Genomic DNA, 24,526 nt, shown 5'->3' on the forward strand with positions numbered 1-24,526 from the left:
CTTGCTCCTTCTTAATTCTCTTCTTTCAATTGTTCCATCATCTTTATGCCATAACCGGCAAGCATGTGGTCCGGCTGAATTTCCAGAGCCCTCTCGAAGCAGCTTCTTGCTTTGTCTGCGTCATCTGTATAGCCTGCATAGGCAACGCCGAGATTATAATAGGCATCTGCATGTTCAGGATCTTGTTCAACAACCATCTCAAGCTGCTCGATAGCTTCTTTATAGGCTTCAGTTTTTGCAAGGCAAAGCCCATATTGAAACCGTGCTTCAGCATCTTCACCATTCAGCTCGACACTTCTCATCAGGTAAGGGAGAGCGAGTCTCGGCTGCTCAAGGTTTACAAGGGATATCCCCAGCATGAAAAACACATCTTCGTTTTCAAGACCTTTTTTGATTGCGGTCTCAAAGGCTTCCTTGGCTGCATCAAAATTCTCACCGTTGAAATATAAGTTACCGAGAGAGTAATAAGCAGATGCAGCCTCCTCATCAAGGGAAGTCGCCCTTTTTAAGAACTTCTCTGCTTTTTCATACTCTCCCACCGAAAGGAGGACATTGCCGAAGTTTATGTATGCGACCGGATCGGTTGGATTTTCTTCAATCGCTTCTGTAAAAAATTTAACCGCCTCTTCGACTTTTCCCTCTTGAAGAAGCTGTATTCCTTTTAAATTTTTATCCATATGTAACACCTCTGGTTTGTATTATTTTCACTTATTTATCTCCATAGTATATCATAACCATTGATTTCACTAAGAAAAGCACTATTCAAAAAATAGAAAAGTCCTTATCCTAATCTTTGAATGTGATAGTTGATTTCCGCTCCAGGGGCGGGCGGCAGTTCAGGTCCCTACGGATTGTAGTACTATCGTTCCCATAAAGGAAACACGTCGGGCATAATAAACAGGCAAAAACAAAAGGCTAACCAGATAAAGAATCTGATTAACCTCTTCATGATCAGCCTACGAAATCAAGTTTTGTGTCATCCTTGAAAATTTCATCAATCGTGCCTCCGCCCAAGCATTCGTCACCGTTATAGAAGACGACTGCCTGACCTGGAGTTACAGCTCTTACAGGTTCTTTAAAGATTACTTTCGCTTTGTTATCTTCAAGAAGCTGTACCTTCACTTCATGATCTTCCTGACGGTAACGGAATTTAGCTGTACATTCGAATTCAGCCGGTTTTTCTTTATCTGAAGTCCAGCTGATATCCGTAGCCATAATGGAGTCAGAGTATAGCGCCGTGTGATCAAAACCTTGCTCAACAAAAAGGACATTTCGGTCAAGATCCTTTCCGATGACAAACCAAGGCTCTCCTGCACCACCGATTCCAAGTCCCTGCCTTTGGCCGATCGTATAATACATCAGTCCATCATGCTTTCCTTTAACTTCACCGCTGAGGGTCTCCATATTTCCAGGTTGCGCAGGCAGGTAATTGCTCAAGAAATCCTTGAAATTGCGCTCTCCGATAAAGCAGATACCTGTACTGTCTTTTTTCGTGGCAGTTGCAAGCCCGGCTTCTTTCGCAATTTCCCTTACTTTCTTTTTATCGATCGATCCAATCGGGAACATGACTTTTTCAAGTTGCTCTTGTCCCAGTTGATTCAGGAAGTACGTTTGGTCTTTGTTAGAGTCTTTACCGCGGAGCATTTTATACTCTCCGTCTCGGTATTCAACTTGCGCATAGTGTCCAGTCGCCAGGTAGTCTGCTCCAAGTTTCATTGCATGCTCAAGGAATGCTTTGAACTTGATTTCTTTATTGCACATGACATCAGGGTTCGGCGTACGTCCCGCTTTATATTCATCGAGGAAGTATGTGAACACCTTGTCCCAATATTGCTTCTCAAAATTCACTGCATAATAGGGAATGCCAATCTGATTGCAGACCCTGATGACATCTTCATAATCTTCAGTCGCCGTACATACCCCGTTCTCATCGGTATCATCCCAGTTTTTCATAAAAATGCCGATGACATCATATCCCTGCTCTTTCAATAAAAGTGCTGCGACGGAGGAGTCCACCCCTCCTGACATGCCGACAACCACTCTTGTATCTTTAGGTTCCTTCTTCACGAAAAGGCACCTCCTTTATATAGTAATGACTCAAAGTCATATAATTTATTGTTGATTACATGCTTTTATAGATAAAAAGTTGATTTCCGCTCCAGGTGCACGACTCCGCGGGGCGGGCGGTGAATTTAAAAGCGGAAGCGGCCGTTCAGCGACGTACAGATTTTAGGGCTCACGCATGAGATAAAGGAATCACGAAGAGCGTTAGCGATTCGATGATGACTTATCTATATAAAGCGGAAAGGCCCCGTTCAGCGGCGTACGGACTGGACTGTTCCTGCATGAGATAAAGGAAACACAACGAACACAGTGAGTTGATGTTGACTTATCGCAAGGAGGGGACAGGGAAGTCCGCTAGCCGTTGGGGCCTTGCAGCTGGATTCGCAAGGAGAGAGACCGAAATCTGCTAGTCGCTGGCCGCTGGAGCTGGATGAGCCTCCTCGGCTGTCCAGCTAATCCCGCAGGAGGTCGCACACCTTCCGCTCCAATCAATCGTTGATCTTAGAAATTTTGTTACTATAAAAAGAAACCTGATAACTTGATTGGATTCCAAAGCACTAGTCGAAATTAAAATAAAAGAAGGAAGATTAAAACAAATGCTAACTGTAAATAAATCATTTCTTCCCTATTTAAACTTGGAAAATTACCACATTATTAACTAACAAAGGCTTTATAAAAAGCTCTCAAACAATAGAAAGATTCTATTACAAATCTTTTATGAAGACAAGAGATTGAACTTTGCCTTATTTTCTCAGGCGGTTGACAATTTTGGCGACTTCTTTAGCTGTATGAATAATATCTTCTTGAGTATTCGTGATCCCGAAACTGAAACGTATCGAATTTCTCAGACGCTCAGAATCTTTACCGAACATGGCAAGAAGTACATGGGAGGGCTCTATAGACCCTGCTGTACAAGCGGAACCGCTGGAGACAGCTATACCTGCTAAATCCAAATTCACAAGCATGGATTCAACATCTGTTCCTGGAAAACTTAAATTAATAATATGCGGAAGCGAACGTTCCAAATCTCCGTTAAGGTAAAATTCTATGTCCTCTTCTTTAAGGATTTCTATTAATGTTTTTTTGAATCCGATATACTCTTCAATCTTTTTATCCATATCTTGCTGAGAAAGCCTGATTGCTTCTGCCATTCCCACTAACGATGGAAGGTTCTCAGTCCCTGCCCGTCTTTTTCTCTCCTGCTCACCGCCGAACATTTTCGCTTCAAGAGGAACGTCTTTTCGTGCATATAAGAAGCCGACGCCTTTTGGTCCGTTTATCTTATGGGCTGAGATTGATAAAAGATCGATGATATCAGTGGCAACATCAATTTTTGTCATCCCAAAAGCCTGTACTGCATCAGTATGCAGTAATACTCCACGGTTTCTGACCAGTTGCCCGATTTCAGAAATCGGCTGTATAGAGCCCACTTCATTGTTACCGTACATGATGCTGACCAAAATGGTGTCTTCCCTTAATGCAGCTTCGACGTCTTTGACAGAAACAAGTCCATGTTCATTTACCGGTAAATAGGTTACTTCAAACCCTTCCTTTTCCAACTGGGCGCATGTATGAAGCACGGCATGGTGCTCGATGGAAGACGTGATAATATGTCTTCCTTTATCTTTTAATGCATGCGCGGTTCCTGATAATGCCAGATTATCAGCCTCAGTCCCACCGCTTGTAAAGATGATCTCATTAAATCCGGCACCAATGCTTTGGGACGCTGTCATCCGGGCACTGTCCAATTGTTGCCTGGCATCTCTCCCAGAAGAGTGGATACTGGATGGATTGCCGAATGTCCCTTTCATCGTTTCTGTCATGACTTCAATAACGCGGGGATCCATCGGGGAGGTTGCCGCATTATCGAGATAAATCGTCCTCATTGTCATTCCTCCAATTAGATATAAAACATATATGCATCTGACTCGCCTTCATCCGTATAGCTTGCCAAATCTTCAATGGTGGTATTATCCAAAACCTCTTTCACTGCATCCCTGATTCTCATCCAAAGCTCACGTTTTGCAGGCTCTTCATCTTCAATGCCTTCCACCGGAGATATCGGTCCCTCGAGGATTCTAATAATGTCACCTGCCGTGATCTGAGACGGCTCGTTTCCAAGCACATAGCCGCCGTATGCGCCTCTGATACTTTTTACCAGACCTGCATTCCTGAGTGGAGCAACCAGCTGCTCCAAATAATGTTCAGATAAATTCTGAGCCTTCGCAATGGATTTCAAAGAGGTCGGTCCCTCTCCATGCCGTTTAGCCAGCTCTATCATAATTGTCAATCCATAACGTCCCTTTGTAGAAATCTTCATATTTTTCGCCCCTCTATCTATCTTTATACATATAAGTGCAACTAGTAATATTATTAATTTCCTTAGTAACTTTTGTCATTATAGCATAATCAACGGTTGCTGTTAAAAAACGTTAGCCATAAAGGTTCCATCGTTTTAAAAGTCAGCGGAATATGATAAATTAGTAAAATAATATGAGAACGCCAGTTTGGAGAGATGGAAATGAGTATCAAGCCATTGGCCTACCGAATGAGGCCGCGTACCATCAATGAAGTCATTGGCCAGCAGCACCTGGTGGGCGATGGGAAAATCATTGACAGAATGGTGAAGGCTAAACAATTGTCTTCGATGATCCTATACGGGCCTCCCGGAATAGGCAAAACCTCGATTGCCAGTGCGATTGCCGGGAGCACAAACTATGCCTTCAGGACACTTAATGCTGTTACGAACAATAAAAAGGACATTGCCGTGGTCGCGGAAGAAGCGAAAATGTCAGGAAAAGTCATCCTACTCTTGGATGAAGTGCACCGCCTGGATAAAGCTAAACAGGATTTTTTGCTTCCCTACTTGGAGAACGGCATGATTACCCTTATCGGAGCTACGACAAGCAATCCCTATCACGCGATTAATCCCGCAATTCGTTCCCGTTGCCAGATTTTTGAACTAAAGCCTCTCTCGGTCGAGGATATGAAGCTGGCCCTCCAAAGTGCGCTCAAGGATGAAGATCGGGGTCTCGGAAAACGGAACATATTTGTCAGTGACGACGCCCTCCTGCATTTTGCGCAGTCCAGCAATGGAGATGTAAGAAGTTCGCTGAATGCTCTGGAACTCGCAGTTCTATCAACAGAACCGGCTGAAGATGGAACCATTGAAATCACAGTGGAAATCGCTGAAGAATGTCTTCAGAAAAAAAGTTTCTCTCATGATAAAGATGGTGATGCACATTATGACGTGCTGAGCGGCTTTCAAAAATCCATAAGGGGAAGTGACGTGAATGCCGCCCTCCACTATTTGGGCAGGCTTGTGGAAGCAGGAGATATGCCGAGCATTACAAGAAGACTTCTTGTCATCGCATATGAAGATATAGGACTAGCAAGCCCTCAAGCAGGACAACGTACCCTAGCGGCAGTGGAGACGGCCGAAAAGATAGGCTTCCCCGAAGCACGAATCCCCCTCGCCAATGCTGTAATTGAGCTATGCCTTTCACCAAAATCCAACTCGGCGATCAGTGCGATTGATGCTGCCTTACAAGATATACGAAACGGCAAAAGCGGAGAGGTTCCTGCTCACTTAAAAGATGCGCATTATGCCGGGGCTAAAGAACTTGGAAGAGGGATTGAATATAAATTCCCTCATGATTATCCATCAGGGTGGGTCAAGCAGCAATACCTTCCTGACACGTTGAAGAGAGCACGATATTATGAACCAAAAGAAACCGGGAAATTCGAAGTAGCGATTTCTCAAGTGTACAAGAAAATCTTGGGGCAGAAATAAGATGGAGGGGCGCTTTTGGGCGTCCCTTTCATTATAAACCTTGCACATTAAGATCATTGCAGACCAGGAAAACGTGCTTTCACTAAATTAAACAGGAAGACTCCTGCCAACAGTGCTTTTGCAGCAGTCTAATGAACGTACATGCGTCACCTTATAGTGTTTGAAATTTAGAAGGTACAAAACATTAAACTGGAATGCTGTTTTGTCCTTACATTTCTAATCACAAAAGGCAGTTTTCTAAAAGATTGTTGATTTTTACACTAACTTTTTTGACTCTGTTTTAGGAAAGTGTGATTGGAGCGGAAGGTGTGCGATTTCCTGCGGGTCTGTTTTCAGGGTTCTCCCCCCTCGCAATTCTGTCTGTTTATCCTCAGCCTTCTATGTTGATGTTCGTTCATCCCCACTTATTTCACCGCTGCACACTAAACTTACGGACGGATTGGCTGCAGATTTCATTTTTTACAAATATCTCCAACCTCATACTGAAAAGATTGAAAGTGGTCAACAGGATATCATCTTAACTTCTTCATATACTAAGGACAAACAGTCTCTACGAATGGAGGTGTTCCTTTGAGTAAGGCTGTTGAAAAGAGAAAAAAGTGGACAGATGAAGAGGAAAAAATAGTAACGGAAACCGTTCTCAAGTTTCTACGGGAGGGAAAAACCCAGAAGGATGCTTTCGATGAGGCTTCCAAGTCTATCGGACGAACATCGGCTGCGTGCAGTTTTCGATGGAACAATAAATTAAAGAAAGAAACTGTCACGGCACCTAATCATACTGATACTGCTCCCGCTTCACCATCGCTTGAAGACTGCATTACGTTTTTACAAACGATGAGTCCTGGAGGGCAAGATGACTTTCATGAAAATAAAAATCTGAGAGAGCAGCAGAAGGAACTACAGAAGAAATTGCTCGCAGCGGAAGAAAACTATAACAAGTTAAAAACAGACTATAAAGAATTACTGGCACTACTTGACATGGAGGGATTAACTACCGCACCTCCATCCTCTATATAAAACGCTGTTTTCGTATATATTGTTGCTCTCGGAAAAATCCAAAGAGCAGGATTTTTCCCTTGGAGACAAGGGCTTTTTTCTCTGAAAGAGGTGAATTAGCTCTTTTCTTACTTGTTTATCAGGCTATTCCTGGTTAATTAAGTAGATTTTTTAAAATTTGTATTAAATAGCAACAATGTTTACGAAAAGAGCCATTTAAAAAAACTCTGATAGCCACTCCATGTTTACAGCTAACAAAAAAGCTGCCAAAATCGGCAGCTTTTTGTTCAGTCTTTTACTCTTTTGATTTCAATTGAAGAAAGAAGTTCACTGATGACGTGGCTTGCCGCAATCAAGCCTGCCACTGAAGGAACAAACGCATTGGAAGAAGGCGGGAACTTTGCCTTTCGAATCTTTGCATCATCTTTACCAACTTCCTGCCTGATGTCTTCCCTGATTACAATCGGGCTCTCGTCAGAGAAAATCACTTTGACACCTTTGTGGATCCCTTCTTTTCTCAAACGTGTACGGATGACTTTTGCAAGTGGATCTGTATGCGTTTTTGAAATATCCTCAATCTTAAAACGGGTCGGATCTGTCTTATTCGCGGCCCCCATAGAAGCAATCAATGGAATATTTCTCTCAAGGCATTCTTTCATCAAATGGATTTTATACGAAATTGTATCAGATGCATCCACTACAAAATCCAATCCGTAACTAAAGAACTCTTCATAAGTCTCTTCTGTATAAAACATTTTAAGTGCGATGACTTCACAATCAGGATTGATATCCTTGATGCGCTCCTTCATCAGGTCGGCTTTAGGTTTGCCGACGGTAGAGAGCAAGGCATGGATCTGACGGTTGATGTTGGTGATATCCACATCATCTTTATCGACCAGTACAAGTCTTCCGACTCCTGAACGCGCAAGAGCTTCAGCAGCAAAAGAGCCGACTCCGCCGATTCCCAACACTGCCACTGTACTGTTTTTTAAAATATCCAAGCCTTCTTTACCAATTGCCAATTCATTTCGCGAAAACTGGTGTAACAAATTAATCATCTCCGTTATATCAAGTTTCAATGTATGAATACTGAATAAGAATAAACGATGGACCAGTTTAATGCAACCTGTCCTATAGGAATAATGCTTTTAAGATATAACCTGCAGATTTCCGCTTCAGGAGGTACGACTCCAATCAGCTCACTTTTGTGAATCGAACAGATAAAATATAAGGAACTGGTAATCAAACTGTATATACTTAAAACAAAAGAAGCTGCAGAACTGCTTGTTATCAATTTTCACCTTGTTTCGAGGACCTCTGCCCATCATTTAGCATATGTACATTTTACCCTTCACAAACATAAAAAAACCCCTTGCCTGAGCAAGAGGAATGATTATTCAATATAGTGGTTAAACAAAGTCCCGATCGTGCCGTCGCAGAGATTCCATCGTTTTGAACCCGCTCTCAGCAGGTGGGTGTCTTGTTTCAAGTTTTATTAGTCCTCTTAGCCAGAGGCATTAATGCCGCTTGAAAACGTCAGACTCCCGTAGATAGAAATGTTCGGTCAAAACTAATAGGTAAAACAACGAACACATCAGGACTTTGTTTAAGCTGTTGATAAAATAATATCACAATTATCCGTCAATTTCAATTTATATAGGCTAGGTATTATTCACCAGTTTTCAAGGTTAATCCCAGCTCATCCAATTGAGCTGTATCCACTTCACTCGGTGCCGCTGTCAACAGGTCGCTTGCGCTCGCTGTCTTAGGGAACGCGATTGTATCTCTCAAATTCGTGCGGCCCGCAAGCAGCATAACCAGTCGGTCAAGTCCAAGTGCAATGCCGCCATGAGGAGGTGTGCCATATTCAAATGCTTCAAGAAGGAAGCCAAATTGCTCTTGTGCTTCTTCTTTAGAGAACCCAAGGACCTTGAACATTTTCTCCTGTACATCGCGCTCGTAAATACGAAGAGATCCCCCGCCAAGTTCATACCCATTGAGGACCAGGTCATAAGCTTGTGCACGGACATTTGCCGGATCTGTATCAAGCATATCCACTTCGCTTCTTACCGGCATTGTGAATGGATGGTGTGCTGCATAGTAACGGCCATCTTCTTCGTCATACTCAAGAAGCGGCCAATCTGTTACCCACAGGAAGTTGAATTTGGATTCATCTATCAAGCCAAGTTCTTTTCCAAGCTTCAGCCTCAATGCTCCAAGGGCATCCGCCACAACTGACTTTTTATCAGCGACAAATAACAGAAGGTCCCCCGTCTCTGCTCCAGCATACTCTCTGAGTACGGATTGTTCATCAGCAGAGAAGAATTTTGAAATAGGTCCTTTTAATTCTGCTTCTTCTGCCTTCATCCAGGCAAGGCCTTTTGCACCATAGCGGCTAGTGAATTCAGTCAATGCATCAATGTCCTTACGTGAGTATTTCTCTGCTCCGCCTTTTACATTGATTAATTTAACTTCTCCTCCGTTGGCCACTGTGCTGGCAAATACTTTGAATCCAGAGTCCTTCACAGCTTCGGATACATCGACAAGTTCCATCTCAAAACGGGTATCCGGTTTATCAGAACCATATCGGCTCATAGCTTCTTGATACGTCATGCGAGGGAAGGCTTCAGTGATTTCAAGCCCTTTTACATCCTTCATCAGTCTTTGCATCATTTTTTCTACAAGGCCGATGATTTCTTCCTGATCCATGAAACTCATTTCAATATCGACTTGAGTGAACTCCGGCTGGCGGTCTGCACGCAAATCTTCATCACGGAAACAGCGTGCAATTTGGTAATATCGGTCAAATCCGGACACCATGAGCAGCTGCTTGAAAATCTGCGGCGACTGAGGCAGGGCATAAAATTCACCAGGGTGGACCCGGCTCGGCACTAAATAATCACGTGCTCCTTCCGGTGTGCTTTTCGTAAGGATCGGTGTTTCCACATCCAAGAAGTCATGTTCACTTAAAAAGTCACGGAAAGACTTTGTTACATTGCTTCTCATCTGGAATGTATCAAGCATCGCCTTTCTTCTCAAATCAAGGTAGCGGTATTTCAAACGTAGTTCTTCAGATACTTCTTTCCCTTCCCCGATGATAAAAGGAGGTGTTTTTGCTTCATTGATGATGTCAATCTCTTCAACATGAACCTCAATCTTACCTGTCTTTAAATTTTCGTTAATCGTTCCTTCTTCCCTTGCAGAAACTACTCCGGTTACAGATACAACAAACTCATTCCGGATTTTTTCAGCTACCTCCAAGGCTTCCTGTGATGTTTCAGGATTGAAGACAATTTGCACGACTCCCTTTCTGTCACGCAGGTCAATAAAAATCAGCCCGCCCAAATCTCTCCGTTTTTGAACCCATCCTTTCAGGGTCACTTTTTCGCCGGTATATTTTTCTGTCACTTCACCACAATATACAGTCCTTTTCATGTGTAACTCCTCCTTAGCCGTGATACTTTTTTACTTCTTCAACAAATTCTTCAAGACTCACTAGTTTTTGCTCACCTGTACTCATATCTTTCAAGTTGATCTTGTTATCTTTTAACTCATCCTCACCCAGAACAGCTACCAGCTTGGCGTTCATTCTGTCAGCCGATTTGAATTGCGCCTTCATTTTGCGGCCAAGATAATCCTTCTCTGCTGAGAACCCTTCCTGGCGAAGCTGATGAAGAAGTTTCACCGAGTAATCTTTAGCTTCTTCTCCCATAGTGACGATATAGCAGTCAAGTTCCGGCTGTATCGGCAATTCCACGCCTTCTGCTTCCAGGGCTGCCAACAGACGCTCTATACTGAATGCGAAACCGATGCCAGGTGTCGCAGGACCTCCGATCATTTCAACAAGGCCATTATAACGTCCCCCTCCACATAATGTGGTAATGGCACCGAAACCTTCAGCGTTGCTCATGATTTCGAAAGCTGTGTGGTTGTAGTAGTCCAGTCCTCTCACCAATGTAGGATCGACCTCAAATGAGATCTCCATGTCTTCCAGGTACCTTTGAACCTTTTCGAAGTACTCCTTGGAATCTTCATTCAGGAAGTCAAGAATGGAAGGCGCTGTCTTCATAAGTTCGTGATCACGGTCTTTCTTACAGTCGAGTATCCTTAAAGGGTTCTTTTCAAGGCGGTTTTGGCAGTCTGTACAGAATTCACCGATTCTTGGTTGGAAGTGATTGATCAGCGCTTCCCTGTGTGCTTTGCGGCTCTCATTATCTCCCAATGTGTTGATAACAAGTTTTAGTTCTTTCAAGCCAAGCTTTCTGTAGATTTCCATCGCGACAGAAATTACTTCAGCATCAATTGATGGGTCTTCACTGCCAAGAGCTTCGATCCCAAACTGAACAAACTGGCGGTAGCGGCCCGCCTGCGGTCTTTCATAACGGAACATCGGTCCTGTGTAATACAGCTTGACAGGCTGATTAGGGACACCGAACATTTTATTTTCCACGAATGAGCGGACGACCGAAGCCGTTCCCTCAGGTCTTAAAGCAAGGCTTCTTCCACCCAGGTCCTCAAATACATACATTTCTTTCTGCACGATATCAGTGGTGTCACCTACACCGCGCAGGAACAATTCACTTGATTCGAAAATAGGTGTGCGGATTTCCTCATATTGATAATTTCGGCAAATATCAGCTGCTGTTTTTTCAACATACTGCCATTTGCTTGAATCTGCCGGCAGAATATCTTGCGTTCCGCGAGGTATTTTAATTGACATAAAAGATCTCCTTCCCTGATAACCATGTATTATCTTTCAACTAACTTAATAAGCCTGTTTTCGCATAGATTGTTGCTTTCGGAAAAATCCAAAGAACCGGATTTTCCCCTCGGGTACAAGGGCTTATCTAACTGAACAAGGTGAATTGCTCTTTTCTTACTTACTGACTAAGATAAATTCTATGAAATCTGGACATATCTCTTTAACTTTATAGTAAATAGCAACAAAGTTTTGAAAAGAGCCTTCAATAAAAAACCAACAAAAAAAGCTCTCAATCCCTTGTAATATATACAAGGGACGAGAGCTTGGATTCCCGTGGTGCCACCCTAATTGAGGCAAAAATGCCTCCACTTAGCCAGTTAACGCCTGGTACGTTCCTGCCTTGGAAACAAATCGTTCAACAGGAATCCTCCGGAGTGTTCATTCACTGAATCAGTATGTAGAAATGCTTACAGCCGCGGCATTTCCTCTCTGTACACCTGCTATTTCAGCTACTATGCTCCATCAACGGTCAAATCATAATAGATATTTTATTTCTATAATAATACGGATGGCAAACGAAGATGTCAAGGGGATTTGAAAAATTTCACGACCGTTCCATCTTCTTTTTCAATTGCCGCACTCCTGCCAAAGTTAATCCAAACTCGGAAGCCAGTTCAAAGCTGTCTATATTCTTTTCTCTTTCCAAGAAACTATGAAAGTTTACACCGAACAATTGATTCTCCCCATTGGAACTGATCATGCCTTTCTCACTCGCTCTCATGGTATTCACCCCTTCAAACTATGTTGTTACATATCATTTCCATTCTGGAGAAAATTCTTTCATATAAAAGGATTTTTCTTATTTACGGAGAATAAATTCATAGATATACTGGATAAATATCCCGCAGATAAGGTGGTGAATATGATTAAGAAAGTTTTTTACAATTTTATCATTTTCCTTTTATTGTTGGGCTCTCTGCCGGCTGAAACCCAAGAAAAGGCTGCTGCAGAGGCAACAACCGTCATTATTGATACTCATACACTAAATGTTAGAAAAGGACCTGGCTTAAGCTTCCCCGTAATAGAACAAGTATATAAAGGGGAAGAATTCAAGGTGGTCTCCACTGAAAATGACTGGTACAAGATCCAGTTGAATTCTTCTGGAACCGGTTGGGTTGCCAACTGGCTTGTAAAGGTACAAAGCAGCTCTACTAGCCAAAAAAACGGAACTGTCACTGATAACGGCCTCAGAATGAGAGAAGGACCAGGGACCAACTTTCCTATCATCGATACACTATCCAAAGGACAGGAAGTAAAGATAACTGAAAGCAGCGGGAATTGGTATAAAGTGTCCATTGGCAGTCAATCAGGATGGGTACATAAGGATTATATCGCTGGCGGAGCTATCCCAAGTCAAAACTCCGGAAGCAGCACCACAATCGATCATGAGAACTGGACCGGCGTTTCGACAGTCAATTCATTGAACGTGAGAAGTTCAGCAGGTTTAAATGGCAGTATTATCGGAAAGCTAAACAAAGGAAGTAAGGTTTCTGTCACTGGAAGTGTTTCCGGCTGGTACCGAATAAAATTCGGAGGCAGCGAAGGGTGGACAAGCAGTCAATACATTGAGAAATCGTCATCTCCCCCTGCTAAAGAAACGAATCAAGGAGCCTTCGGCAAGGTGACTGTCTATTCTTTAAATGTAAGGGACAAGGCAAGTTTGAACGGCAGGGTTACTGACTCAGTAAAACAGAATGAAGTATATGAGATTTTGGAAGAGAAAAACAACTGGTACAAGCTATCCCTTAAAGGGGGTAAAACAGGATGGGCAGCAGGCTGGTATATTGAAAAAACAGTCGGTTCAGCACCCGAAGAACCAGCAGAATCCAGTCAATCAGGCTATATTCAAATTCTCTATAATGGGACGAACCTCAGAAGCAAAGCCTCCACCAGTTCATCCATTGTGGCCAGAGCTTCTGCCGGGGAATCCTACGCTATCCAGCAACAGCAGGGCGACTGGTATAAGATTGCTTTAAAGTCAGGTCAGACTGCTTATGTAGCAGGCTGGATTGTTTCTGTATCCGGTACCGGCCAAAGTTCCACACCAGTTAACAATGCAGGGGGGCTGAAAGGGAAGACGATTGTCATCGATCCTGGACATGGAGGACGGGACAGCGGGACAGTCGGATATAGAGAAACTCTGGAGAAAGAACTGACCCTGTCCACTTCACAACTTTTATATGAACTTTTAAGAAATGCTGGGGCCAACGTAATCTTGACGAGAGACGATGATACCTACTCATCCCTGAGTGCAAGGGTCGCCCTTGCTCATTACCATAACAGCGATGCATTTATCAGTGTCCATTATGACAGCATTTATGATTCATCCATAAAAGGATACACTGCCTACTATTATCATAGTTATCAAAAAGAACTATCACAAAGTATAATCGATAATCTTGCCACAACCCTTTCATCCCGAAATAGAGGGGTCAAGAACGGCAATTATTATGTGTTAAGAGAAAACAAGCAGCCGGCTGTACTGCTAGAACTAGGTTATCTCAGCAACCCTACAGAAGAAGCTTTGGTCAATACACACAGTTTTCAGGATATGGCGGCAAGAAGCATTTATAATGGATTGAATGAGTATTTCAGAAATTAATAAAAGGGCTGAAGATATATGGATATCTTCAGCCCTTTTGTGTTCCTATTTACTTTCAATAATCAATGTGACAGGGCCGTCATTGGTCAGCTTGACATCCATCATGCTCCCGAACACACCCGTCTCCACATGTACTCCTTTTTGCCTTAGCACCTCATTGAAATAATCATAGATCTTTTCTGCTTGCGGCGGTTTAGCTGCCTCCATGAAGTTGGGGCGCCTGCCTTTTCGGCAGTCACCATAGAGGGTAAATTGTGAAACAGATAGAATTTCCCCTCCTGTATCAAGCAAAGAACGGTTCATTTTACCTTCTTCATCCTCGAATACCCGGAGATTGATAATCTTATCAGCAAGCCAGTCGGCATCCTTTTCAGTGTCTTCGTGTGTAACTCCGACCAACAGGACAAACCCCGAGGTGATTTCACCGCTCAGTTTGCCGTCTGCCGTCACAGAGGCTTCACGGCTTCGTTGAAGTACTACTTTCATTTCTTAACGAGCTCCTTAGTTCATGATCCTTCTGACAGCGTAGATATCCGAAATCTGCTTGATTCTCTCTACTACCCTGTGCAGATGGGAAATATTTTGAATCGATATCGACATATTAATGGTAGCCATCTTATTTCGGTCCGACTTTCCGCTGACTGCAGAAATATTGGTCTTCGTTTCATTGACCGCCTGAAGAACTTCATTGAGCAAGCCCCTGCGGTCATACCCCGAAATTTCAATATCGACATTATATTCCTTGCGATTTGTAAAGTCACTTTCCCACTCGACCGGTATCAAGCGCTGTTCTGCATTTTCGGCAGATACATTCGTACAGTCCGAACGGTGAACGGACACCCCTCGCCCTTTCGTAATAAAACCAATGATTTCATCACCTGGTACTGGATTACAGCACCTGGAAAGCCTGATGAGCAGGTTATCGATCCCTTTCACCTGCACCCCTGCGTCCCGTTTCCGTTTCACCGGCTGGTTCGCTTTCAATTCGGTGATGGTCTCCTGAAGGGATTCTTCCTGATCACGCTTCTTTCTCAACTTTTCTGTGAGTCTGTTTGCAAGCTGGGCAGCTGTAATTCCGCTGTAGCCAACCGCTGCATACATATCTTCTTCATTCACAAAATTAAATTTCTCCGCTACACGGGAAACATTCTCAGGTGTGAGAACTTCTTTTAATTCAAACTCAAGGTTTTTGATTTCTTTCTCGACAAGTTCCCGGCCTTTTTCAATATTTTCTTCACGCTGCTGCTTTTTAAAGAAGGTCTTGATTTTATTCTTAGCCTGCGACGTCTGGGCGAGCTTGAGCCAATCCTTACTTGGTCCATATGAATGTTTGGACGTGAGGATCTCAATGATGTCCCCGGTATGAAGCTTATAATCAAGTGTGACCATTTTTCCGTTCACTTTGGCACCGATTGTTTTGTTTCCAATTTCAGAGTGGATGCGATAGGCAAAGTCTATCGGAACAGAACCGGCCGGCAGTTCAATGACATCTCCTTTAGGAGTGAAAATAAAGACCATATCGGAGAATAAATCAATTTTCAACGACTCCATGAATTCTTCTGCATTGGCAGATTCATTCTGGAATTCAAGAATCTCCCTGAACCAAGTGAGTTTCTTCTCAAATGTCGTTTTCTCATCAATATTCTGTCCTTCTTTATATGCCCAGTGAGCAGCAACCCCGTATTCAGCAATCTGATGCATTTCCGTTGTTCTGATCTGCACTTCAAGTGGATCGCCTTTCGGACCGATTACCGTTGTGTGAAGGGATTGATACATATTAGGCTTAGGCATAGCGATATAGTCCTTGAAACGGCCCGGCATCGGCTTCCAGCACGTATGGATGATTCCAAGTACTGCGTAACAGTCCTTAATACTGTCCACCACAATGCGTACGGCAAGCAAATCATAGATCTCATTAAACTGCTTGTTCTGAAGAGCCATCTTCCTGTAAATACTGTAGATGTGCTTCGGCCTTCCCGATATATCCGCTTCAATCTTCACTTCGCCAAGGCTGGATTTCACTTCCTCTATTACTTCATCCAAATATTGTTCACGCTCAGCTCTTTTCTTTTTCATCAGATTAACGATCCGGTAATATTGCTGAGGGTTTAGATAGCGGAGTGCTGTATCCTCCAATTCCCATTTAATCTTAGAGATACCAAGCCTGTGGGCCAATGGTGCAAATATCTCTAACGTTTCATTGGAAATTCTCCGTTGTTTTTCACTTGGAAGATGCTTGAGGGTCCTCATATTGTGAAGACGGTCCGCAAGCTTGATCAGGATGACACGGATGTCCTGGGCCATGGCGACAAACATTTTTCTATGATTTTCCGCCTGCTGTTCTTCCTGCGACTTGTATTTGATTTTGCCGAGCTTTGTGACACCGTCTACCAGCATGGCAACTTCTTTTCCGAAACTTTCTTCGATTTCAAGCAGGGTAATGCTTGTATCTTCCACTACATCATGTAAAAATCCAGCAGCAACAGTGGAAGGGTCCATTTCAAGATCTGCAAGGATCCCGGCTACCTGTATCGGATGTATGATATACGGCTCACCTGATTTGCGGAACTGTTCCTTATGCGCTTCCTTGGCAAATTCATATGCCTTCTGCACCAGTGAGACATCTTCTTCGGGTAAATATTCACTTGTCCGTTTTACGACCTCTTCGGGGGTCAGTACCTGATCTTTTGCCATTAGCAAAATCACCTTTACAATATATTAAATTCAACATACTCACTAGATCCATCCTCTTTTTGAAGACGCAGCTCCATGTTGAACTCTTGTTCACAATAAAAAAGCGTATTGTATACTATTATCAAAAAAAATAGAAGATATGTAAAGTCTTCAACCTAAAAAATAGCCGAATTTGTCGAAAAATATTTACCATTTTGATATGAGTCCGCTTACATTTTATTACATGAACATTTTGAAGAAATCCTTCTTACCATTTTTATTAGTTCTTGCCGCTTGCACCAGCTTTCCAAAACTGGCTGACGAACCAGCGATGGAATACCGTAAGTGAATGACCGAAGCTGTTCTCGCAATCTTCAGGAGAAAAGAATCAATGGTCTTCAAATAATGATTCAAGCAGTGTCAAACATCATCTTAAATAGTTGAATAAAAAAGAACTGAGTAATAAGATATAAAATCTGCATCTCAGTCCTTGTGATAGTATGTTATTCAAGTTTTTATATTAGAATTGCATTAATGTCATAATGTCATGGCCTGCAAGCTTTTCACGGCCGTCCAGATATGTCAGTTCGATAAGGAATGCAGTACCTGCAACGATTCCGCCCAATTCCTCAACAAGTTTGATCGTTGCTTCGATTGTCCCTCCTGTAGCCAGTAAATCATCCGTGATGAGAACTCGCTGACCAGGTTTGATAGCATCTTTATGGATGGTCAAGGCATCCTTGCCGTATTCAAGGCCATATTCTACCTTGATTGTTTCACGAGGCAGTTTACCAGGCTTACGGACAGGTGCAAAACCAACTCCCAATGCATAGGCAACAGGACAACCGATGATGAATCCTCTGGCTTCTGGTCCTACAACCAAATCGATCTCTTTTTCTTTTGCATATTCTACAATTTGATCAGTAGCATATTTATACGCATCGCCGTTGTCCATCAAAGTGGTGATATCTTTGAATTTAATCCCTGGTTTAGGCCAGTCTTCGACGATTGTAACGTATTGTTTTAAGTCCATGCTTAAAAATCCTCCTCATATGTTGCAGACCATTCCAGTCTTCTTATCAAACCAGTTTTTAAGTTCCTGATAAGATGAGTACAACAATTCATTCTCTAGATTATATTGTTCCTGTTTTTGTCGATAAGTAATCGATTCTTCCAAATCTCTCTTAACTTTTACAGGATTGACGGAAATTAATCCATTTTTTATTGTAACAAAATCCAGCTCAAAAAACACCTTTGACATGAATTCAATTGTTTCTCTCGACCAGCCTTTATGCTGGGCAAGCTGCCCGCCATGCTTTTTAAGATCGAAAGTATCCCTCTTTAATAGAAAACCATAGTACCATTTAAAGTGATCACGGTTCGGAATCGTGCTGAAGAAGTGATCCTCTTCATGATCAAAATGGGCATATATCCGCTCTGGCTCTGCAGACTTCACAACAGTCTCAAGCCACTCTGCTTGAGGTGGCATGTCCAGGAATACAATGCTGGACGTCCTCGTTAAAAGTCCGGAGGCTTCTTCAGTTGATGAGATCAATAAAATATCATCATGGTAGCCATCAAGTGGAAGGCGGTCAATAGTCGACTGATTGAAGGCAATAAACTTCCTGTGTTGGGAAGGAACTCTATTGAACCACCTGTTGACAGGTTTGATGCCTCTCATATCGAAAAGCTGCCAATGATCTACAGTAACGTCTTTAAGGAATAGCTGTGGTTTTCGGATATTATTCCATTCGTTGATTGAGAGCTCCCCTATCACCGAAACTTCGGAAAGCGGTGAGATATGATCCGCAAACTCTCCCATGCCAAATCCGATACTATCCAATGTATGCAAATCTTTTTGCAGGGAAAGCTTTAAATGATCCTGGTTGCCTCCAATTTTCCGCATGCCGGAGATGGAAACACCTTCAATTAGCAACTTGGGCTTAGGATTGCCCATTCCAAATGGAGCCAGCATCTCAAGGGACTCGATCGTTTCAATATCGACTTCCTCTAATTTAATGGCGGCATCCAATTCTGTCAGCGGAATGAAATCCTCTTCTGTCAGTTGTTCTTCAGCAAATGTATTCAAGCGGCTCCTAAGCTCGGCAACATTCTCTAACTCCAATGTCATTCCGGCCGCCATTGGATGACCCCCGAAATGAGGAAGCAGCTCTCTGCATTGTGAAAGGTTCTTAAAAAGATCGAAGCCTGCTATACTTCTGGCCGAGCCTTTAGCAGTCCCTTTTTCACTGTCAAAACTCAACACAATGACAGGCCTGTAGAACTTCTCAACGAGCCTGGAAGCAACGATCCCAACCACCCCAGAATTCCAGCCTTCTTTTCCGATGACTAAAACTGAATTATGGGTAAGAGGGAACTCATTGTTGACCATTTCAATCGCTTCCTGGGTCATCTCATTCACAATGGCTTGCCTTTCTTTGTTAATACCGTCGATTTCCTCGGCAATCGCCATTGACTCTTCCATATTATCAGATAACATCAAGTCGACTGCAGGGTCCGCATCTCCCAGCCTGCCTATTGCATTGATTCTCGGCGCGATCGCAAAGCCTACCGTCTCTTCTGAGATTTCATTCATCTTCGCATTCGCTGCCTTGCAAAGAGCTATCAGGCCTGGACGTTTACTGTTGCGAAGCTTCGCCAATCCCTTTTTGGCCATCGCCCTGTTTTCACCTTTTAATGGCACAAGGTCTGCGATCGTTCCAATTGCCGCAAGATCAAGAAGATGTTCCGGCAAACTTCCGTACAAAGCATGTGCGAATTTGAATGCTACCCCTACTCCCGCAAGATCAGGAAAAGGATAAGTACTGCCTTCCCTTTTAGGATGGAGGATTGCTAATGCTTCAGGTAGTTCCGGTCCAGGCTCGTGGTGATCAGTGATGATCAAGTCGACCCCCAATTCTTTGGCCAGCTGAGCTTCTTTTAGAGCCGCAATGCCGGTATCAACGGTAATGATTAATGAAAACCCTTCTTCAGCCGCCCACCGGAAAGCATTCTCATTCGGCCCATACCCTTCGGTAAAACGATTCGGAATGTAAAAGTGCACTTCTGCTCCAAGCTCAAGCAGTGTCTGCATCATCGTGGAAGTCGAACTGACACCGTCCGCATCATAATCCCCAAAAATCAGGATAGCCTCACCATATTCAATGGCTTTTTTCACCCGATCTACTGCCTTGTCCATGTCCAACATCAGAAACGGATCATGAAATGGCTCCTCCTCACCGTACAAGAAGGTGCGGGCTTCTTCTATATCATGTATTCCCCTGTTCGCCAGCAGCTTGCTGACAATCGGCGGTATATTCAATTCATCTTGCAATTTATTCACATTCGACTCACCATGGTCTTTAATTAACCAGCGTGATTTTGATTTTAACATACGTTCACCCCTCAGCCTTTCCTATTATACAAAATGGGGTCAGGCCTTTCAATCAGAGAAACATGGAAAGTCTATTATATTCGGGTTACTTCAGAAGCTGAAATAAAAGACTGCCATAGAGGTCCGAGCGAAGCAGGAAAGAAGATTCAGCAGGAGGAAAATTGCCCTTTTCTAGTTGTTTATGAATTTTTATCGCCAGGCTTGAAGTCCCTCAGCTGTTGTCTTAGAAAACTTCTTAGTTAATCACTGAGTAATACTTTCTTTAGGGGACCTTTATAGTTCGTTAATCTTTAAGATGTCAAATTAATGTTCTTAAGGACTTGCTGCGTAAAGGACGCTAATTTTCTTTTTCTGAATTTAACGTCCTTTATACGCTCTTTATAGGACCTTAATTCTCCTTCACAAGATTTATAGTCCTTTATGTCCAGACCCAGCAAATGTTACTGTGTCTCAACTTTTGAAGCACTCTTCAAGACTCGGTTTTTCCAAACAAAAGGACGCTCTTAAACCAGAGCGCCCTTCCTGTTACATTCCCGTATGCTTTTCTTCTTCAATTTTCTCATTTGCTGCCGGAGCGGCAGGTTCAGGATTGGTAAGAGCCGCTTCTCTTCCCTCGGTCTCTTTCATCAGCCGGGCATTTTCCTTTTCCAATGCCTTTACCTTCCTCTGGACGACAAACAGACGGAACAATCCGACTGAACCGACAATCAGTCCTCCCATCAGGACGGATCCGATAATGACCAGGATTAATGGCCACTCTGCTTCACCGAAAAGATAGTTCACCCTTACAGGATCGACATTGATAACAGCAAAGATGGCAACAATCAAAGCAAATATAAGTCCTAAAATCAAGTTCCATTGAAATTTCACTGCGTTCCCTCCCTTACGTTAGTTCTACTCTGTCACCTTCATCATCTTCTTCTGCATTATATGGATTGATGTGTATAAAAACATCTTGTACGTCAGGGTTTTCCAGCAATCTTTTCTTCACATTTTTTCCAACCCTGTGACCCTCTTCTACTGTTATATGGGGGTCCACGCTTATTTTTAAATCCACTATAAGATAATGTCCATGTTCCCTTGCATGCAGTTCATTGATTTCCAGAACACCATCAACCTCATTAACAGCTTGCCTCAGCTCTTGTGTGTCCTCATCATGAAGTACGTGATCCAGAGTATTGTGGATGGATTCAGCTCCAAGCTTCCAAGCCATCCTCAAGACAAGTAAAGAGACAAATACTCCTGCAACCGGATCTCCATACTCCAGCCAGCCGATATCCAAAACTCCTCCCAGCATGGCTGCACCAATTCCGATCAGTGCCGCTATTGAAGAATAGACATCCGAACGATGCTCATACGCGTTTACAATGAGGGCATCACTTTTTAACTTTTTACCCAGTCTGTACTTATACTGAAACATTGCTTCTTTCACGACAATGCCAAAGACAACCGCATAGATAGCTATCGCTGTAGGAGGACTGATTGGATGGAAAAACGATTCGATTGACGATTTCCCGATTTCAATGCCGACCAGGAACAATAAAACCGCCACAATAATGGCTGCAATGGATTCTGCCTTTCCATGTCCGTATGGATGGTCCTCATCAGGCGGCTGCTTAGCGGCACGAAGGCCTATGTAAACGGCTAAAGATCCTGCTACATCAGAAGCGGAATGAACGGCATCGGCGATAAGGGCTTTACTGTTTCCAGCGATCCCCGCCCACCATTTAATACCTGCCAGAATAACATTACCGACGACGCCAATCATAGCAGCAAATTCAGCCTTTTTAAAACGATCATCTGTACTCAATGTCTATCCCCCCTCATTCCACTTTATTGTAACCCAAACGCCCCTAATCTATCTTCCAAAACGCTTAAAAGGACAAGTGCTGCCGGCCTGCCGGTAACACTTGCCCTTTTAATTGTACCATTATACTTGTGGTTCGTCTGTGAATGTCTTTTTCTCTTTGAAAGTAATGATCGTACCTTTTTTCTTCAATTCCCGCTTCTTTAATACCAGCCATAGCTGGGAGGCAATGAATACGGAAGAATAGGTTCCTGAAATTAAACCGACAAGTAAGGCGATCGAGAAGTTTGTAATCGACTCACTGCCGAAGATCATCAACGCAATTACGGTAAATACAACAGTAATAACGGTGCTTACCGAACGTGTTAAGGTCTGACGCAGACTCTTGTTGACCACTTCTTCAATATCTTCAACCGTTTTCAAGCGGCGCTTTTTCTGTAAGTTTTCACGAAGTCTATCAAAGGTAACAATAGTATCATTGATGGAGTAACCGACAATCGTCAATACTGCTGCAATGAAGGTTAGGTCCACTTCAAGACGCGTCAAGCTGAAGAATGCAATGATGAAAAATGCATCATGCAGCAAGGCAGCAATGGCTCCGACAGCCATATATAGTTCGAAACGAAGGGTAACATAAATGATGATCCCAATCGATGCTATTGCGACAGCAAGCATCGCGTTCTTTGCCAGCTCTTTACCTATGATCGGTGATACTGTACTGATATTCGGCTCAGCATCGTAAGCTTCAGTGAAATAATCCTTCAATTCGGCGATTTCTTCTTTAGTGAGGACGTTAGTATAACGGACAACGCCGATCTCATCGTTATCACCTGAAATAACGATTTCATCAGAAGGGTATCCCGCTTCTTCTAGTTCTTCAGACAAGCTGTCGGAAGTTAATCCAGAGTTAGATAATATCTCCATTCGTGTCCCAGCAGCAAAATCAATGCCGAGGTTCAGCCTGAAGATCGCAAGGACAATAAGACCCGCTGCAATCAGGACCCCTGATATGGCGAAGAATTTATTTCGTTGTTTAGCAAAATCAAATTTATCGTATGCCGTTGGCAAATCAAGAGTGTCATAATTTTCTGCAATATCTTTGATATCTTTCGGATTGACACCAAGCCAAGAAGGCTTCTTATTGAACGCCCGGCTGTTGACCCAAAGTCCAAGGAGCAGTCTGGATCCCCAAACAGCAGTCAGGAAGCTTGTCAGGATACTGACAATCAACATTGTCGCAAAACCTTTGACAGAGCTTGTCCCGAAGTAGAATAAGACTGAACCGGCAAGAATGGTTGTCACGTTTGCATCAAGGATTGTCATAAAGGAAGATTTATTTCCCGCTTGGAAAGCTGCTCGGACGCTTTTGCCGACCTTCAGCTCTTCTTTGATCCGTTCATATGTGATGATGTTGGCATCGACCGCCATGCCGACCCCAAGGATCAAGGCGGCAATACCCGGAAGCGTCAAGACACCATTCATCATGTCAAATACCCAGAGGATCAAGAAAATATAGACAGACAGGGTAATCATGGCTATTAAACCAGGGAAACGGTAGAATATCAACATGAATAAGAACACAATGGCAATACCAATAATTCCGGCCGTAACGGTTTTATCCATTGCCTGTTCACCGAACTTGGCTCCAACCGATGTAGAATATACTTCCTCAAGTTTGACAGGCAGGGCTCCGGCATTCAGCAAGGAGGCAAGGTTCTGGGCTTCCTCAACTGTGAAGCTTCCAAAGATTTGCACCTCATTGGAATTGATAGGATTATCAACTTTAGGATCTGATAAGAATTTTGGATTCTCTTTTCCCGCTTCCGCTTGATAAGAGTCTACCCCCTCTTCAAAATCAAGCCAGATGACAAGCTTGTTTTCAGGAAAAGGTTTTTGGGATAGTTCTTTCGTCAGTTCATAGAACTCTTCCCGGTCTTTCAGGTCAAGAGACACTATAGGTGTATTATTTTGATCGAACGCCTGCTGTGCTCCGCCAGCAACCAGGTCAGAACCATCCAGCCTTACTTCGTCATTGATATCTCTGAAGGTCAAATTAGCCTGAGTGGACAAAATTTGTCTTGCTTCGTTTTGATCTTCAACTCCGGCAAGCTGGACACGAATACGATTGCCGTCTTCTATCTGGATATTCGGTTCGCTCACTCCAAGAACATTGATCCGCTTATCCAGCGCATCCGCTGTGTTGGCGACTGTTTCACTGCTGACATCTTCGTCACCATCCAGGGATTTGACTTGATAGAGAACTTCAAAGCCCCCCTGCAAATCCAACCCAAGCTTTATGTCTTTTACGATGCTGTTCGTTGTGCCTCCAATTAACCCTCCCAATAATAGAACGATTAAAAAGAAGGCGACAATCCGACTACGTTTTACCATTATGTATAAGTCCTCCTTGCATATGTACAGGGCAGTGCCCCTCA

18 protein-coding genes, 1 other RNA gene and 1 other annotated feature are annotated in these 24,526 nt (G+C 43.2%); of the genes, 3 read left to right on the forward strand and 16 right to left on the reverse strand.

All coding sequences use genetic code 11. The annotated features are described in order from the left end of the window. Positions 1-11 precede the first annotated feature (11 nt). From V1502_RS15130 to cymR, 4 genes are all read right to left on the reverse strand, one after another. Positions 12-677, reverse strand: a complete 666-nt coding sequence (locus tag V1502_RS15130) for a tetratricopeptide repeat protein (protein WP_409251468.1) — start codon at positions 675-677, stop codon at positions 12-14. Positions 678-951: 274 nt separating this feature from the next. Further along, positions 952-2,067, reverse strand: a complete 1,116-nt coding sequence (gene mnmA, locus V1502_RS15135) for a tRNA 2-thiouridine(34) synthase MnmA (protein WP_409251469.1) — start codon at positions 2,065-2,067, stop codon at positions 952-954. A 740-nt stretch (positions 2,068-2,807) separates the two neighbouring features. Next, entirely contained in the window at positions 2,808-3,950 is a 1,143-nt protein-coding gene (locus V1502_RS15140) for a cysteine desulfurase family protein (RefSeq protein WP_409251470.1), read from the reverse strand. 14 nt (positions 3,951-3,964) lie between these two features. Next, positions 3,965-4,384, reverse strand: coding sequence for a cysteine metabolism transcriptional regulator CymR (gene cymR / locus V1502_RS15145; protein ID WP_409251471.1), 420 nt, complete (start codon positions 4,382-4,384; stop codon positions 3,965-3,967). A gap of 207 nt (positions 4,385-4,591) precedes the next feature. Here cymR and V1502_RS15150 point away from each other — a divergent pair, with 207 nt between their 5' ends. Both V1502_RS15150 and V1502_RS15155 read left to right on the forward strand, forming a co-directional pair. Beyond that, positions 4,592-5,857, forward strand: a complete 1,266-nt coding sequence (locus V1502_RS15150; RefSeq protein ID WP_409254362.1) for a replication-associated recombination protein A — start codon at positions 4,592-4,594, stop codon at positions 5,855-5,857. Between the two features lie 570 nt (positions 5,858-6,427). Continuing rightward, on the forward strand, positions 6,428-6,874 hold the full coding sequence (locus V1502_RS15155; RefSeq protein ID WP_409251472.1) for a hypothetical protein: 447 nt from the start codon (positions 6,428-6,430) through the stop codon (positions 6,872-6,874). 266 nt (positions 6,875-7,140) lie between these two features. On the opposite strand, the gene V1502_RS15160 is transcribed toward V1502_RS15155, so the two are convergent. The 5 genes from V1502_RS15160 to V1502_RS15180 all read right to left on the reverse strand — a co-directional run bounded on the left by V1502_RS15160 (position 7,141) and on the right by V1502_RS15180 (position 12,336). After that, positions 7,141-7,902 carry a ThiF family adenylyltransferase gene (locus V1502_RS15160; RefSeq protein ID WP_409251473.1) on the reverse strand — a complete coding sequence of 254 codons (762 nt, stop codon included), beginning with the start codon at positions 7,900-7,902 and terminating at the stop codon, positions 7,141-7,143. Between the two features lie 365 nt (positions 7,903-8,267). Then, positions 8,268-8,457: non-coding RNA, 6S RNA (gene ssrS, locus V1502_RS15165), on the reverse strand. A 64-nt stretch (positions 8,458-8,521) separates the two neighbouring features. Further along, positions 8,522-10,288 (reverse strand): aspartate--tRNA ligase, encoded by a 1,767-nt coding sequence (gene aspS / locus V1502_RS15170; protein WP_409251474.1) that lies wholly within the window; start codon positions 10,286-10,288, stop codon positions 8,522-8,524. Positions 10,289-10,301: 13 nt separating this feature from the next. Beyond that, complete coding sequence (gene hisS, locus V1502_RS15175; protein WP_409251475.1) at positions 10,302-11,573, reverse strand: histidine--tRNA ligase; 1,272 nt, start codon at positions 11,571-11,573, stop codon at positions 10,302-10,304. Positions 11,574-11,863: 290 nt separating this feature from the next. Further along, positions 11,864-12,090: a binding site (T-box leader), on the reverse strand. Between the two features lie 69 nt (positions 12,091-12,159). Beyond that, positions 12,160-12,336, reverse strand: a complete 177-nt coding sequence (locus tag V1502_RS15180; RefSeq protein WP_409251476.1) for an RNA polymerase subunit sigma-70 — start codon at positions 12,334-12,336, stop codon at positions 12,160-12,162. Positions 12,337-12,477: 141 nt separating this feature from the next. Here V1502_RS15180 and V1502_RS15185 point away from each other — a divergent pair, with 141 nt between their 5' ends. Further along, entirely contained in the window at positions 12,478-14,217 is a 1,740-nt protein-coding gene (locus V1502_RS15185) for an SH3 domain-containing protein (RefSeq protein ID WP_409251477.1), read from the forward strand. A 45-nt stretch (positions 14,218-14,262) separates the two neighbouring features. Here the strand turns inward: V1502_RS15185 and dtd are convergent, their stop codons facing one another. The 7 genes from dtd to secDF all read right to left on the reverse strand — a co-directional run bounded on the left by dtd (position 14,263) and on the right by secDF (position 24,482). Further along, on the reverse strand, positions 14,263-14,703 hold the full coding sequence (gene dtd / locus V1502_RS15190) for a D-aminoacyl-tRNA deacylase (protein ID WP_409251478.1): 441 nt from the start codon (positions 14,701-14,703) through the stop codon (positions 14,263-14,265). A 15-nt stretch (positions 14,704-14,718) separates the two neighbouring features. Further along, complete coding sequence (locus V1502_RS15195) at positions 14,719-16,911, reverse strand: RelA/SpoT family protein (RefSeq protein ID WP_409251479.1); 2,193 nt, start codon at positions 16,909-16,911, stop codon at positions 14,719-14,721. Between the two features lie 499 nt (positions 16,912-17,410). After that, the gene (locus tag V1502_RS15200; RefSeq protein WP_409251480.1) at positions 17,411-17,923 is read right to left on the reverse strand and encodes an adenine phosphoribosyltransferase; all 513 of its coding nucleotides are present in this window, start codon (positions 17,921-17,923) and stop codon (positions 17,411-17,413) included. A gap of 15 nt (positions 17,924-17,938) precedes the next feature. Next, positions 17,939-20,284, reverse strand: coding sequence for a single-stranded-DNA-specific exonuclease RecJ (recJ, locus tag V1502_RS15205; RefSeq protein WP_409251481.1), 2,346 nt, complete (start codon positions 20,282-20,284; stop codon positions 17,939-17,941). 525 nt (positions 20,285-20,809) lie between these two features. Continuing rightward, entirely contained in the window at positions 20,810-21,154 is a 345-nt protein-coding gene (locus V1502_RS15210; RefSeq protein WP_409251482.1) for a lipopolysaccharide assembly LapA domain-containing protein, read from the reverse strand. Positions 21,155-21,167: 13 nt separating this feature from the next. Beyond that, positions 21,168-22,094, reverse strand: a complete 927-nt coding sequence (locus V1502_RS15215) for a cation diffusion facilitator family transporter (protein WP_409251483.1) — start codon at positions 22,092-22,094, stop codon at positions 21,168-21,170. A gap of 120 nt (positions 22,095-22,214) precedes the next feature. After that, complete coding sequence (secDF, locus tag V1502_RS15220; protein ID WP_409251484.1) at positions 22,215-24,482, reverse strand: protein translocase subunit SecDF; 2,268 nt, start codon at positions 24,480-24,482, stop codon at positions 22,215-22,217. Positions 24,483-24,526: the final 44 nt, after the last annotated feature.

It is taken from the genome of Rossellomorea sedimentorum, from assembly GCF_046237645.1.
Taxonomy (GTDB): Bacteria; Bacillota; Bacilli; order Bacillales; family Bacillaceae_B; genus Rossellomorea; species Rossellomorea sedimentorum.

What these genes read in the sequence shown, in the direction of transcription:
- V1502_RS15200 (WP_409251480.1), bottom strand. Translation starts at nt 17,923, where the DNA reads ATGGACTTAAAACAATACGTTACAATCGTCGAAGACTGGCCTAAACCA.
- V1502_RS15195 (WP_409251479.1), bottom strand. Translation starts at nt 16,911, where the DNA reads ATGGCAAAAGATCAGGTACTGACCCCCGAAGAGGTCGTAAAACGGACA.
- aspS (WP_409251474.1), bottom strand. Translation starts at nt 10,288, where the DNA reads ATGAAAAGGACTGTATATTGTGGTGAAGTGACAGAAAAATATACCGGC.
- dtd (WP_409251478.1), bottom strand. Translation starts at nt 14,703, where the DNA reads ATGAAAGTAGTACTTCAACGAAGCCGTGAAGCCTCTGTGACGGCAGAC.
- V1502_RS15180 (WP_409251476.1), bottom strand. Translation starts at nt 12,336, where the DNA reads ATGAGAGCGAGTGAGAAAGGCATGATCAGTTCCAATGGGGAGAATCAA.
- V1502_RS15130 (WP_409251468.1), bottom strand. Translation starts at nt 677, where the DNA reads ATGGATAAAAATTTAAAAGGAATACAGCTTCTTCAAGAGGGAAAAGTC.
- recJ (WP_409251481.1), bottom strand. Translation starts at nt 20,284, where the DNA reads ATGTTAAAATCAAAATCACGCTGGTTAATTAAAGACCATGGTGAGTCG.
- secDF (WP_409251484.1), bottom strand. Translation starts at nt 24,482, where the DNA reads ATGGTAAAACGTAGTCGGATTGTCGCCTTCTTTTTAATCGTTCTATTA.
- cymR (WP_409251471.1), bottom strand. Translation starts at nt 4,384, where the DNA reads ATGAAGATTTCTACAAAGGGACGTTATGGATTGACAATTATGATAGAG.
- V1502_RS15185 (WP_409251477.1), top strand. Translation starts at nt 12,478, where the DNA reads ATGATTAAGAAAGTTTTTTACAATTTTATCATTTTCCTTTTATTGTTG.
- hisS (WP_409251475.1), bottom strand. Translation starts at nt 11,573, where the DNA reads ATGTCAATTAAAATACCTCGCGGAACGCAAGATATTCTGCCGGCAGAT.
- V1502_RS15140 (WP_409251470.1), bottom strand. Translation starts at nt 3,950, where the DNA reads ATGAGGACGATTTATCTCGATAATGCGGCAACCTCCCCGATGGATCCC.